Origin of the sequence: Phaeodactylibacter sp. (assembly GCF_022763345.1) — a bacterium.
GTDB lineage: Bacteria > Bacteroidota > Bacteroidia > Chitinophagales > Saprospiraceae > Phaeodactylibacter.
Map to the genome: position 1 here is coordinate 83,315 of NZ_JALEGS010000068.1, position 12,956 is coordinate 96,270.

The window sequence follows — 12,956 nt, forward strand, 5'->3', positions numbered from 1 at the left end:
TCAAACTTTATGTATAAGAGGGTGCTGTACAAAGTATTGGAGGACCATCTGGACCGCAAACTTATCACGGTGGCCACTGGCATGCGTCGGGTGGGCAAAACCACAGCAGTGAAATACCTATTGGGAAAAGTGGCTCATGACAACAAAGTCTATATCGACTTTGAAAAGATAGAGCACCGGCATATATTCATGCAATCCAGCCACAAGGAAGTTCAGATTGAGTCGAAAAGTAATGCCGCCCTTTATACTATCCACGCACAAACAGCCACCGCACACCCCGGTATAACCCAATCCCGATATAGCCTAGTATACCGGGCTTTTGCCGCTCCCGAAGGTTGATCGTAATCGTGGCGTAGGTATCCAAATGATCGATGCGGTTCATCTTGCCCTTGAGCAAGTCGATGGTTTCGTTGAGGCGTTCCAGTTCTTTTTCCACTTTTAGGATTTCATCCACGGTGGCGGCCTGGTCAAGGAGGTCGAGGTAACGGCCACGTGCCTGTTGGGCATTATCCAGCCGGATTTGGTAATCGAGGTAGGTTTCGGTGACGTCCTGCCCGCGTATGCTTTTGCGGTCGAGGCGCCCGAGTTGGCTGATGTCATCAATAGCGGCATCAAGCAATTGACTTTCCACCCGGATGATGGACCGGTAGGTGCCGGTTTCATTCACATACCCTCCATAGCGTTTGGCGATCGCCTGAATGTACGAACTGGTGCTATCTGGCGTTTCGACGGTCAGCGTCAGGTCGGCATTATACAGGATTTTACGGTCGTCTTCCTGCTGAGGGCGGGCGATCATCGTATCGCTCATCTGATAAGCCGCCTTCTGAGACGTACAAGCGGTGCTCAGGGCGAGAATAAGCATAAAGGCGTGGCGCAAGTAGGGCATAAAGCAGTGGTTTGATCTGCTTTAGTAACGCAAATTCATAGCAAAGGCGTACAGGGTATACTATATTCCTACTTCAACGCTCCCCAAAGCACCTCCACCGGGTGCAGGGCCTCCCGCTTGGTCCCGTCTTTGATTTGGTGCCGGCAGCTTGTGCCCGGGGCAGCGATGATATGCTCCCTGGAAGCCTCCCGCACTGCCGGGAAGAGCACCTGTTCCCCCACTGTCATGCTCAGCTCGTAGTGTTCCTTCTCATACCCAAAGGAGCCGGCCATTCCACAGCAGCCGGAAGGGATGGTCTCCACGGTATAGTTGCGGGGCAGGTTGAGAATGAAGGCGGAGGGCTCAATGCCGGCCAGTGCTTTCTGGTGGCAATGCCCGTGGAGCATTACCTTTCGGGATTCTGTAGTGAAAGCGTTATCGTTTAAACGGCCCGCTTCCACTTCCCGCATCAGGAATTCTTCCACCATCAGGGCATTTTCACCCAGGGTTTTTGCAGCTTCCTGCAAGTCTTTGCTGACCAGCTTCGGGTACTCATCCCGGAAACTAAGGATGGCCGAAGGCTCAATGCCGATCAGCGGGGTTTGGGCACTAATGAGGTCTTTGAAGGCGCTGACGTTTTCTACAGCCAACTTTTGTGCCTCTTCCAGCAATCCTTTAGACATATGCGCCCGGCCGCTTTCGCCATGATCCACACAGCGGACTTCGTAGCCCAGCCGGCTGAGCAGCTCCACGGCTTTGATGCCAATGGAGGTGTCGTTGTAGTTGGTGAACTCGTCGATAAACAGGTAAACGGCACCGAGCGGCTGCCCCTGCGGCTTCAGTTTGTCCGCGTGTTTGCGGGCCCACCGGCGCAGGGAGATGTTGTGAACGGTGGGCAGGCTCCTGCCGGGGGCTACGCCGAGGACACTTTTTGCCAACCCGCTCAGCACCGGATTGGTCAGTGCAAAATTGCTCAGTGCCGGTACACGGATAGCCAGGCTGTTGATGCGCCCAATATTGGCAAAGGCGCGGGACCGCAGGGGCACCCCATTCGCTTTTTGATATTGGTAGAGAAACTCCGATTTCAGGGTCGTCATATCCACATTGGAAGGGCACTCTGCTGTGCAGCCTTTGCAAGCCAGGCAGAGGTCCATGGCCTGATAGATTTCCGGGTGGTCGAAGGGGTTTTCCTTCACGTTCATGGTAAGGAACTCCCGCAGGATGTTGGCCCGGCCCCGGGTGGTGTCCTTCTCGTCGCGGGTAGCCCGGTAGCTGGGGCACATGGTGCCACCTGAAAAATTCAGCTTGCGGCAATCGCCGGAGCCGTTGCAGCGCTCTGCAGCCCGCAGTATGCCACCGGCTTCTGAAAAATCATACACGGTGTCATGCACAGGCGTAGGCTGCTCTGCTTCGTATCGGAAACTGCTTTTCATCGGCGGGGCATCCACGATTTTACCGGGATTGAAAATGCCCTTCGGGTCCCAGGCTTGCTTGATCTGACGCAGGTACTCGTAGTTGTACTCGCCAATCATAAGCGGGATGAACTCGGCGCGGACCCGGCCATCGCCATGCTCGCCGCTCAGAGAGCCATTGTATTTTTTGACGAGTTTGGCTACCGCTTTGGTGATCTCGTAGAAGAGGCGCTGTCCCTCTGCCTTTTTCAGATCAAGAATGGGGCGTAAGTGGAGCTCGCCCGCACCAGCATGCGCGTAGTACACCGCCTGCTGCCCGAAATTGGCCATGAGCTGATCGAACTCTTTGATGTAGGCGGGCAGGTCCTTGATATCTACCGCAGTATCCTCAATGCAGGCTACAGGCTTGGCGTCTCCGGGGATGTTGGCCAAAAGCCCGAGCCCTGCTTTGCGCAAATCCCAGGCTTGTTTGGTTTTGGGTGCCTCCACGATGGGATAAGCGTAGCCCAGGCCGGCCTCCTCCAGCGCTGCAATCATTGCCTTGCCCTGATCACGAGCTTCCTCGAAGGTGTCGCCACGGAATTCCACCATAAGGATGCCCTCAGGGTCGCCTTCCACGAAGAAGCGGTTTTTCTTTTGTTCGATGTTTTGCTTGGTCAGATCGAGGATGATCTTGTCCATCAGCTCACAAGCCGAAGGCTGGAAAGACATCGCTACGAGGACGGCCTCCAGCGATTCCGGAATGCTGTTGAAGTGGGCGCAAACCACGATCTCCTTAGGCTTAGGCAGCGGGTCCACATGTATCTTGATGGCGGTGGTAAACGCCAGGGTGCCTTCAGAACCGCACAGCAATTCACAAAAGTTGAAAGCCCGCCCAGCTTCGTCAAAGGGCTGCTGTTCGATAAGCAGGTCTACGGCGTATCCGGTATTGCGGCGCTCAATACTCGCCTTAGGAAAAGCCTCCCGGATGGCAGCCTGCCGTTCAGGGACAGAAAGGGTCTGATTCAGATGGCGGTAGAGGTCGCCCTCCAGGCCTTCTGCCTTTAGTTTTTGGCGAAAGCCCGCCTCGTCCAGGTCATGGAATACGGCTGTGCTGCCATCGCTGAGCACCACTTCAAGCTCTTGCACATGATCGCGGGTGGAGCCGTAGACAATGGAGGTGGTACCGCAGCTGTTATTGCCCACCATGCCCCCGATCATCGCCCGGTTGGCGGTAGAGGTGTTGGGGCCAAAGAAGAAGCCATATTCCTTCAGTACGTGGTTGAGCTCATCGCGGATAACGCCCGGCTCCACGCGCACCCAGCCTTCCTCAGCGTTGATTTCCAGAATGCGGTTCATGTACTTGGACACATCTACTACGATGCCGTCGCCCACGCACTGTCCGGCCAGCGAGGTACCTGCCGCTCTTGGGATGAGGGAGGTGCCGTTCTCATTGGCAAAAGTGACAAGTTTGCGGATATCCTCAGCGTGCATAGGCAATGCGACAGCCAGGGGGAGCTCCCGGTACACCGAGGCATCCGTGGCATAGAGGTGCCGCATCATCTTATCGTAGTACAATTCGCCATCGAGCTGGGCTTGCAGTTGCTGCAGTTGCGCATTCATAGTCTGAACCAGTTTGTGTAGACAACAGCAGTGCACCTAAAATGGATAGCACTGCTTTGTCAGATTCGGGTTGAAATTAGCAACTTTTTCCGAAGCCCAGACCGGCCGGTTACCAAATACCGGGTATTAACCGGCTGGATTGCTGCTGGTAGTCCTGGTAGCGCTGCCCGAATTTACTGACTAGTGCCGCTTCCTCAGCCGTAATCCGCACATAGTAGGCATACAGCATACAGGCAGTGGCGATCAGCAGCCCAAACCAGGACTCCAGTACGATAGCGCCTCCTACGGCAGTCAGCAAGGCTCCTGTGTAGCTCGGATGGCGGATGTAGCGGAAGGGGCCATGCTGAATCAGCTGGTGCTCTTCCTGAATTTGTACGGTAGCGGTGAAAAAGCGCCCCAGGGTTTGTATCGCCCAAATGCGCAGCCCGGTGCCTGCTATGACGATGAGCCCTCCCACGATTATCCAGTGCAGGTGGGCGCGTTCGGGGTGGAAATAGCCCCACTCAATGACGGGGACAGCAATGGCTAACACGGAGAGCACGAGTATAAAAATAACGCTGTTGTTATCAGCGGTACGGTCACGCTCTGCTTCTTCTACTTCAAAGCCTGGTTGAGTCAGGAATACAGTGACGGCAGCTAACATCAGAAACAGAATTCTGTAGTCCAGCAGCAACGATGGTTGCAAAGCCAAAGGAAGTAGGTAAGCTAAAAGTAAGAAAAGGACAGTGTTTTTGATTTTTCCCATGATTGGTGATGTTTAGAAGGTTTAGGCAACAAGACGTTCTTTAGATGCAGGCATAGGCGCACTCCAGTCTTTCGACTCAGGGTGCAATAGCAGGCTGCCGTGCCGCTGCTGAGCGAGGCCCATTTCTTCAATCTTGGATTGGAGTGCAGGCCGGATATCCGGGATTTGCATGCTGAGGATGCTGGCAGCTAAGCCGTTATAGTCATTCTGATTTCCATCTACAATTTGCTTAAAGCCATACCTCCGGTAGAGGGCGGCATGGCGGGGATGGCAGGCGAGCATGATGCCGCTGTAGCGGTGGTGGTACAGCATACGGGCAATGGCTGCTTCCACGAAAAACTTTGTATAGCCGCCCGAACGGGCTTCGGGGGCAAACACGAAACGACTAGCCTCTACGATGCCGTTGCGTTCCGGGCGTAGCAGGTTCATGTGTTCGCTGATGGTAGCTTTTTCCGGACAGTTGCTAAGCAACGGTAGACCGGGGCCTTCTTCGGGCAGAGGGCACGCGATGCTATAACGGTTAGCAATGGCTTCTACGTGGTCTGAAAACGGCCCGGCATGTTCCTGTACCAGCCTGAGATAGCCGATTGGATGAGCGCCGAAATTGCCTTCCTGAAAGAGCCCGATGTGGTGAGCGTAATGATCATAAACATCCAGCTCGAAACCGTGTTGATTATCGGTGACGAGGCTGGCACACTGACTTTCCAGATAGCCTTGGTAACGCAATCGGAATAAAGATTCCAATTCTTTCGTGTTACGTGCAGGCCGGAAGGCCAGTCGTTGGGGGGTAATACTCATGGCTAAGAATTTTTTTGAAATTCAAAAAAGAGCAAGCAAGCTGTAGAACTCTTAACCATGTGTTGAGCAGCGTTTAACTACTCAAATTGCCTTGTTTTGTGTTGTACTTGTTTGGAAGAACAGAAGTGCGTTTTGCTTTTTTACAACCGCCCTGAAGGTGGCAGCAAAATGCAACGAAACTTGACAGGGATCAATTTACCTGTTTATGTATATATAAAATTAATTGGCAAAATTAGCCACAATTAAGCTGGAAAGTCAAAAAAACGAGTAGTTTATTCGTTTTTTCTACAAAATCAAAAGGCCGAGTTGTGACATTTATAGGTATTTAAATGAATAACGGCAATTATGGAGATAAAATTCGTTCCGAGAGCGGAAATTGATAAAGTAAAGTGGAACAGCTGCGTACATTATGCCACCAATGGGAACATTTTTGGCTACATGTGGTACTTGGACCATATTGCGAAAGATTGGGATGCTTTGGTAGAAGGTGACTATGAATCGGTTTTCCCACTGGTCTGGAGGCTTGGGCGCCTTTCCGGTCAGGAGTTGCATCAGCCAGCTTTAATTCGGGAACTGGGTATTTATTCCATTCATGTTTTATCAAAATCCAGGATAGAGCGGTTTTTGGGCGCCATACCTGAGCGGTACAAGCATATTTCCATACATCTCAATGAGCAAAACCCTGTGCCTGAGGACAGCGCGTTTGAAGTTGCTGAACAAACGAATTATCAGCTGTTTTTGGATAAATCCTACGAAGAGATTGCAGACGGTTACAGCCGCGCTCTGATGGAGCGGCTACAGCTTGCGGAAGACGAAGGGCTAGTACTGACTTCGAGTATGAAGCCAGAGCAAATTGCGGCGTTTTATAAAGAACACCGGCCAAGAAAGCAACAATCGGAAGAAGCCTTTCACGGTATGCAGCGTGTGATGTATAATGCTTTGCACCGGGGATGGGGTTTTGCCTCTACCGTTTTGGATACGAAAGCCAACCCACTGGCTGTCAACTTCTTCCTTTACAGCCATGGGAAGGTGGTCAGCTTTGTGCCCGTAGTTTCACCAAAAGGCAGGGCGGTAGGAGCGCTGGAACATTTGTTCAACGGGCTGATTCGGCAACACGCCGGGCGTCCGGTTATTTTAGATTTTAATGTTAGCGGTAACGATCAAATGGCGGTAGATTTTGGAGCCCGGAAGAACCCTTTTTACAAAATTCAACGGAATAAACGAAAGTTTATCTGGTTTTGAAAAAAGGAAGCAGGCAGGCCTGCTTCCGGAAATTGTGCATATTTTCTCCGATAGGAAAGCAAATTAGGTGAACTCAGGCAGCTAAACAGCTTTGTATCATGTAGAAAAAATGTAAGCTCGCCCGGAATTTGGTTTTTCCTAATCCTTTTCGCATTTCCTTCGTTTATCAATTACCATGTGGAGTGGCAGGCTAAACAAAGTTTTAATTGAGTCAGGTAATCCGAACGGCTATTATTGATGATCAGGACTTGCTACTGCAGCAAATGAAAATGCTGTTGGAGCTGTCTGCTCACCACATCCGGTGTACGCTGATGGCGACCTCGGTAGAAAGTTTCTTTGACCAATTACTTGAACAGCAGCTCACACTTGATATCATCTTGCTGGATTTGGACCTGCGCGGACAGGAAAGTATTACCCACCTGCCAAAAATCAAACGCCTGGCGAAAAATACTAAAGTTATTATGGTGACCGGGCATGACAATCCGGTGCTGTTGGCCAAAGCCATTGAGTCCGGAGCAGATGGCTACTTTGTGAAGCGGACTGACCCGCAGCCTGACCTGGCAGAGGTCGTAAAACTTACCTACGAGGGGGGCGCCTTCCTGGAGCCCAGTATTTCTGCCAATCTGCTGAAAGCCTTCCAGAACCGAAAACTGCCACATCATCAGGTTAATATTGGTGAGTTGTCCAAAAACCTGAACATTATCCTGGCTAAGCGGGAAATCGAAGTTTTGGACGGCTTGCTGGAAGAAAAAAGCTATCAGGAGATTGCTGATGATAACCATATTTCCATTAACACCGTCCGGCACTACGTTAAAGGGCTTTACCAAAAGGTCGGAGTGAGTAGCCGGCGGGAACTCATCGAAAAAGTAGTCAATTCTTAGCTTTCCGCTTCGTACAGTGGGAGGGAAATGATGACCCTAGTCCCCTGCCCTGTTTTACTTTCAAAAGCAAGGTCGCCCGACTGCAAGTCAATGAGCTCTTTAGTGATATTCAGCCCCAGGCCAGTGCCGACTTCCCCGGATGTGCCCACCCGGCTTTCCTGCAGCGTGCTCGAAAATACCCGGTTAATGGTTTCCTGGTCCATGCCTACGCCCGTGTCTTTGACCTCAATGTGAACACGGAGGCCCTGCGCGAAGCAGTTCACATGGACGCTGCCGCTCTGATCTGTAAATTTAAGGGCGTTGCGCAAGAGGTTTTGCAGGCAAATATTCATGGCATTGAAATCAGCCAGAGCAGTGGGGTCTCCGGAAATATCGAGGGACAACTCAATGCCTTTTCGCTCTGCTACGGGCTGCTGTTCCCGGATTAAGCGTTCGAGGAGTGGCTTTAGGTGGACTTCACCTTTCTGTAAAACCATCTGGCCACTTTGCAAGGTAGCCCATCGCGTAAGGTTTTCGATAGCGCCTTCCATGCGGAGTGCAGCATGGTGTATGTTCCGGCTGAGCGCCTCCGCACTGTCGTAGTCCGCAGCCTTGATGGTCAGTAGAATTTGCCGGGTTGCGCTGCCAATAAAAAACAAGTTGCCTTTAATTTCATGCCCAATGATGGACATCACCTTGTCCTTCCCCTTATTCAATTGCTCGAGCTCAGTGTTTTGCCTTAAAATGGTTTGCCGGTCCTGATTGATGGTTTGAGTACGGCGTTCTACTTCACGGCGCAGGCGCTTTTCTGAAAGCTTAAGCTGCCTCAGCCTGAACCTGAATACCAGGAAGCCAATACCGATAGTACTGAGTGTAATCAGGAGCCAGAAATACCATTTTTCGTAATAGGGTTGACGAACAAACAGCGGGATACGCAGCTCTTCAGAACTGTGGGCATGGGTGTTGGTCCGCCCGCGTATGCGAAGCTGATATTCGCCATATGGCAGGCCGCTAATGACCAGCTCGTTACTGCTCATGGGAATCCAGTTGTCATGCTGCCCGTCGATGCGGTAATCGTATTGATGGTCCTCAAGCGGGAGATAGGAAGCCACATGCACTTTTAGGTGACAGGCCATATTGGTCAGGGGGGAAAGCTCAATTTGGTGGGTTTGAGACCACGTTGCAGTCCGGTCTACCAGCAGCCCGGTCTTCTTGTCCGGCACACCGAAATAGACCACGTTTAGGGAGGCATTTCGCTGTAGGTCAACCAGGATACTGTCTGGATGAAATACCACGGCACCCGCTACGCCACCTAAAATGAGGCGCCCGTCCTCAAGCTGAAGGTGGGAGTTGTAGTTGAACTCATTGTCTGGCAGCCCACTTTGGCGGGTGAAGGTGCCAAACTCACCGGTAGAGGGCAGGAGCCAGATCAGGCCGTCATTGGAGGGCACCCAAAGGCGGCCGGAGCGGTCAGGGTATACCGCATGGTGGACATCATTGGGCAGGCCCATGGTGTTGCGGTTGTATTTTTTTACCAATTGGCTGGAGGGCGTCCAGCGCCAGAGGCCATCACCATTTGTGGCCATCCAGCAGGTATCTGGTGAGGACCAATACAGGTAATTCAGGGAAATGGTGGTATCGGCTTCAAAATGATGCACCACAGCCTGGGTTGCTGTATGTACACTGTAAAGGCCCTTGTCGGTGCCCAGCCATAGGCGGTTGTTATGCTCAGTAATGTGCCGCACCGAAGATCTTCCAAGCGCTCCTGTCGTATTGATATCAGTACAAAATCGGTAATGATCGCTTCCTTTTTGGTAGGCTGCAAGTCCGGATGAGGAGCCCAGCCAAATTTGACCCGATGAGCTTTCAAACAAGGTGTAAATGGTTAAGAATGACCGGTCCAGAGTAGCCTGGGGTATGATTTGGAAAAGGTCTCCGCTACTGTTGCAAAGTTTTATCTTCGGCGAGTGGTTGCTGGCCAACAGGGTATCTGAACTAAGCTTTATGGCGTCTAGCCAGACCTCATTTTCAACTTTGCGTATCCAGGAAATTTCTTCAGTTATAGGATTATAGCTTGCCAGCCCGGAATAGGCACTGAGCAAAACAGTATCTGCGTGGTAGGGAAGAATGGTTCGCATACTGTTCAGTTCCTCGCCGTCCGTGAGCAATTTCCGGAACGGCAGATCGAAAACCTTAAGGGCAAGTATTTTGGAGTACATCGTAGCGTAAGCCACCCCAGCCTGATCAAAATAAAGCTCCTGGGGCAGGTTGTTGACGAGAAACCCCCTGGCTTCTTCCGGATAGGTCTTTTTGAAGGAGAACGACCGGTTTGTTGCCTTGTCGAATACCCGCCAGTCATCGGTGCTAACGATGTGCCAAACGCCCTCCTCTTCCTGCCATTTGATGCTGATGGCATCTGTAATGTCAATTTTGGTATCTTCGTCAATGGGCAGATGGGTCTGAATACCCTGCCCCGGTATTAAGAGTAGTTGTCGGGCTGCCTGTCCGTTGTAGCCGATTTCGGGCCAAAAAATGAGGGTATAAACCTGAGGTCCGGCTTTGACAATTTTCAAGGGAGATACCGGAACAGGGTAGGTGGCTGTTATTTGGCCATCCGGGCTGATTTGTGACAGGCGGCCACTGCTTCCTATCCAGAAGGAGCCGTCTGTATCGGGATAGATGGTATTGATCAGTTCTCCGGATAGCGGCATAGGTACTTCATGGAAGCCAGACTTATCATACCGGTAGACTTTGCCATTTTGGGCGCAGAGGTAAATGGAGGACCCGGGTCGGCCATCGCTGCAGATATTGATGACATCTCTGCTTGAAAATGGCAGGCTGTTTTGATAATACTCCTCGAAACTTTGCTGCCGCCCATCCGGGCTGACGACTTGTATGGTAAGATTGGTGCACAAATCTGCTTGTGCTTTCCTCTCAAGCAAATAGCTGCCAGCCCAGATGGTCCCATCAGGAGCTTCGAAAAGAAGATTGTTTAATCGGGCAACGACCGGCGGCTTTTCATTTAAGAATGCGCGTACCCTGTAACCATCGTAGCAATTGAGCTGCTTTTCGGTGTAAATCCAGAGCTTCCCGTCAGAACTGATCATGCTGGCGTGAGGGTTGTGTCCCTCTATGCCGTCGCGGTAACTAATGAGCCCCATCGCACTTTGGAAGCCTTGCCCCAGCCCTGTTTTTGCCAAAAGGAGCAGTGCCGCCACCAGGTATGTTTTGACCCGGTACGTTGTTTGCCTGTTGAATATGTCTGGTAACGCCTGCATAAGTGAGTGTAAGAAGTGTTCACCGGACCAAAGCCTCCCCCGGAAGTTGAATCGGGCTGCACTGTGCTATCCGTGCAGCTGCTCCATAAAAAGGCCTCCAGTGTAGGGAGCAAAACGGAGCACCATTTCTGCGCTCAAGTCCATTGCTACTCTGTGCAGGCTAAAGATAGGCCTTCCATAGCAATCTCTTTATAGCTTATTTTGATAACGGAAGAATAGAAGGGCTGCTAAACCCGCCAGAAGAAGGAGCAAGGCCGGAAGGTAAGGTTTGAGTGCTGTCAGCCCAAAAAGCAGAGACTCGGAAAAGAAAAACCCCAGGTTGCCTACGATAAGCACCCAAAGCAGCGTACTGATGAAGCTGAAAATGGCAAAGCGGGTAACCGGAACTTTGGCCACACCAAAAAGCGTAGGCAAGACAACCCGAAAGCCGTACATAAACCGGTAAGCCAGCAGCAATAGCGTAGACCGCTGCTCAACTGCGGCAGCCATCTGATTGAAGCGGGGCTGAAGCTTCGGCCGCCGGTCGATAGCGGTCTGCCCGCCTTTGCGGCCGGCCAGATAAAGCGACCAGTCTACGGCCTGAGCTCCCAGAAATACGGCTAGCAAAACGTAATAGAAATTGAGGTAGCCCAGCCGGGTAGCCTGTATGGCGGTCAGGAAGGCTACTTCCCCCTCAAGCACTGCACCCAGGAATGCTCCAATATATCCAAGAGACGAGATCCATTCTGCCATGATGTTAATTTTGGAATTAACAAATCAGCTGTTCAACAGGCAAAGATGCAGGATTGGTTCCGGAAACGGGTCAACTAACCGTTAAAAAATGATAATCAATTTGTTACCTCCACCGGGCGAATGTCAAAACCGGCATCTTCAACTGCTTCAACGACCGCCGCTTCGTCAAAATCTGAACCGCTGACCGAAAGGATTTTGTCCGGGTTGTCCGTGTCTACTTCCCAGTGGTCAATACCGGGCACATCGCTCAAAAAACCAGTTACGGCTTTCACGCAGTTGCCACAATTAATATTGGTTTTGTATTTTTTCGTTGCCATTATCGATTTACATATTGATATTGGGTTGAGAACGCCTGAGTAAGCGGGATAGTTGAAGGCCGGGCCTGCATATTCAAGCGCCATAAAAATTGGGGTGCGGTCAGATAAATTTGTGATCAAATAAGGTATGCCTTATATTAATCTTTGAAATTTATAACACCGGCAAAAGACAAGGAAAAACGACCACATTGCTGGTTAATTAACAACTATTTATTTGGAAAGGACAGAGGAGTAAGGATGAGCAATCAACCAACAGAACAACATAGGGCATTATTTGAACAGGCGCAGCAGTATGAAGCAGCGGCCGACCCCTACAACGCGGTCAAGCTTTACAAGCTGGTGGCCCGGGAAGCCCCACAATGGGAGCAGCCCTATTTGCGGTTGGGGCACCTGTATAAATACCGGAGAGAATGGAAGCCGGCCCTGTACTACAACAAAAGGGCCGTTACCCTTGAAGTCTCCAACCGGCAGGCATGGTGGGATGTTGGCCTGGCTGCAACGGCAATCGGAAAATTGAAGCAGGCACGTAGGGTCTGGGAGAAATTTGGCTGGAGCGCTCAGAAGCAACAACCCTTGAAGCCGGTTTCCGTGAGGCTTCAATTCCAAAATCAGTTTGAGGTGCTGTGGGTCCAAAGAGTTAGCCCTTGCCTTGGGTATATCCGTTCCATTCCTCAGCCTGCATCCGGCCGCCGTTACGGAGATCTGGTACTGATCGATAATGTAGTGCGCGGCTACCACAGCAGCGGCATGTACCGCTTGCCTATATACGATGAGCTGGGGCTTAAGAAATGTGGGCATTACGGGGCTTTTTCCTGTACTTTGCTTCAGGCTACGGAGGAGGACATCAAACTACTTCAGCAGTTGTGCCTGGAGCAGAACCTCGGCTTTGAGGTATGGGGCAATGCAGCTCAGGCGGCTACCGTGCGGGCAACAGGAGGTAAACCAGAGTACTACGCTTTCAACTGGGATACTGCCCCGGAGTTATTGATCGCTATTGCTGCCCGGCAAGAGGCAGAGGCGCTTAGCGTGCTGAAAAACTGGGAAGTCATTTCGCTCAAAAGCTTCACAGGCTTTCGGGCACATCAAATATTTTAACCTGTTACTA

At 51.4% G+C, this 12,956-nt stretch carries 11 protein-coding genes; 4 read left to right on the plus strand and 7 right to left on the minus strand.

Going from position 1 to position 12,956, the window contains the following annotated elements; translation table 11 throughout:
• The first annotated feature begins 9 nt into the window (after positions 1-9).
• Positions 10-339 (plus strand): AAA family ATPase, encoded by a 330-nt coding sequence (locus MRY86_RS27230; protein WP_363325454.1) that lies wholly within the window; start codon positions 10-12, stop codon positions 337-339.
• Here the strand turns inward: MRY86_RS27230 and MRY86_RS18910 are convergent.
• The 4 genes from MRY86_RS18910 to MRY86_RS18925 all read right to left on the minus strand — a co-directional run bounded on the left by MRY86_RS18910 (position 248) and on the right by MRY86_RS18925 (position 5,422).
• Entirely contained in the window at positions 248-886 is a 639-nt protein-coding gene (locus MRY86_RS18910; RefSeq protein ID WP_293569555.1) for a DUF4349 domain-containing protein, read from the minus strand. The genes MRY86_RS27230 and MRY86_RS18910 overlap by 92 nt on opposite strands.
• Positions 887-954: 68 nt before the next feature.
• Positions 955-3,879 (minus strand): FAD-binding and (Fe-S)-binding domain-containing protein, encoded by a 2,925-nt coding sequence (locus MRY86_RS18915; RefSeq protein ID WP_293569556.1) that lies wholly within the window; start codon positions 3,877-3,879, stop codon positions 955-957.
• A 109-nt stretch (positions 3,880-3,988) separates the two neighbouring features.
• Entirely contained in the window at positions 3,989-4,624 is a 636-nt protein-coding gene (locus MRY86_RS18920) for an isoprenylcysteine carboxylmethyltransferase family protein (protein WP_293571821.1), read from the minus strand.
• Between the two features lie 21 nt (positions 4,625-4,645).
• Positions 4,646-5,422, minus strand: a complete 777-nt coding sequence (locus MRY86_RS18925; RefSeq protein ID WP_293568781.1) for a hypothetical protein — start codon at positions 5,420-5,422, stop codon at positions 4,646-4,648.
• Between the two features lie 345 nt (positions 5,423-5,767).
• Here MRY86_RS18925 and MRY86_RS18930 point away from each other — a divergent pair, with 345 nt between their 5' ends.
• Positions 5,768-6,664 carry a hypothetical protein gene (locus MRY86_RS18930; protein ID WP_293568783.1) on the plus strand — a complete coding sequence of 299 codons (897 nt, stop codon included), beginning with the start codon at positions 5,768-5,770 and terminating at the stop codon, positions 6,662-6,664.
• Positions 6,665-6,870: 206 nt separating this feature from the next.
• Positions 6,871-7,545: a response regulator transcription factor gene (locus MRY86_RS18935; RefSeq protein ID WP_293568785.1), complete on the plus strand. Its 675-nt coding sequence runs from the start codon at positions 6,871-6,873 to the stop codon at positions 7,543-7,545.
• Here MRY86_RS18935 and MRY86_RS18940 read toward each other — a convergent pair.
• From MRY86_RS18940 to MRY86_RS18950, 3 genes are all read right to left on the minus strand, one after another.
• On the minus strand, positions 7,542-10,742 hold the full coding sequence (locus MRY86_RS18940; protein WP_293568787.1) for a sensor histidine kinase: 3,201 nt from the start codon (positions 10,740-10,742) through the stop codon (positions 7,542-7,544). The two genes, MRY86_RS18935 and MRY86_RS18940, sit on opposite strands and share 4 nt — an antisense overlap.
• Positions 10,743-10,991: 249 nt before the next feature.
• Positions 10,992-11,534 (minus strand): DedA family protein, encoded by a 543-nt coding sequence (locus MRY86_RS18945; protein ID WP_293568788.1) that lies wholly within the window; start codon positions 11,532-11,534, stop codon positions 10,992-10,994.
• A 95-nt stretch (positions 11,535-11,629) separates the two neighbouring features.
• On the minus strand, positions 11,630-11,851 hold the full coding sequence (locus MRY86_RS18950) for a heavy-metal-associated domain-containing protein (RefSeq protein ID WP_293568790.1): 222 nt from the start codon (positions 11,849-11,851) through the stop codon (positions 11,630-11,632).
• Positions 11,852-12,088: 237 nt separating this feature from the next.
• Between MRY86_RS18950 and MRY86_RS18955 the strand changes: the two genes are divergently transcribed.
• Complete coding sequence (locus MRY86_RS18955) at positions 12,089-12,946, plus strand: hypothetical protein (RefSeq protein ID WP_293568792.1); 858 nt, start codon at positions 12,089-12,091, stop codon at positions 12,944-12,946.
• Positions 12,947-12,956: the final 10 nt, after the last annotated feature.

Coding starts and splice junctions, on each gene's coding strand:
- MRY86_RS27230 (WP_363325454.1), top strand. CDS start 10: ATGTATAAGAGGGTGCTGTACAAAGTATTGGAGGACCATCTGGACCGC.
- MRY86_RS18910 (WP_293569555.1), bottom strand. CDS start 886: ATGCCCTACTTGCGCCACGCCTTTATGCTTATTCTCGCCCTGAGCACC.
- MRY86_RS18915 (WP_293569556.1), bottom strand. CDS start 3,879: ATGAATGCGCAACTGCAGCAACTGCAAGCCCAGCTCGATGGCGAATTG.
- MRY86_RS18920 (WP_293571821.1), bottom strand. CDS start 4,624: ATGGGAAAAATCAAAAACACTGTCCTTTTCTTACTTTTAGCTTACCTA.
- MRY86_RS18925 (WP_293568781.1), bottom strand. CDS start 5,422: ATGAGTATTACCCCCCAACGACTGGCCTTCCGGCCTGCACGTAACACG.
- MRY86_RS18930 (WP_293568783.1), top strand. CDS start 5,768: ATGGAGATAAAATTCGTTCCGAGAGCGGAAATTGATAAAGTAAAGTGG.
- MRY86_RS18945 (WP_293568788.1), bottom strand. CDS start 11,534: ATGGCAGAATGGATCTCGTCTCTTGGATATATTGGAGCATTCCTGGGT.
- MRY86_RS18950 (WP_293568790.1), bottom strand. CDS start 11,851: ATGGCAACGAAAAAATACAAAACCAATATTAATTGTGGCAACTGCGTG.
- MRY86_RS18955 (WP_293568792.1), top strand. CDS start 12,089: ATGAGCAATCAACCAACAGAACAACATAGGGCATTATTTGAACAGGCG.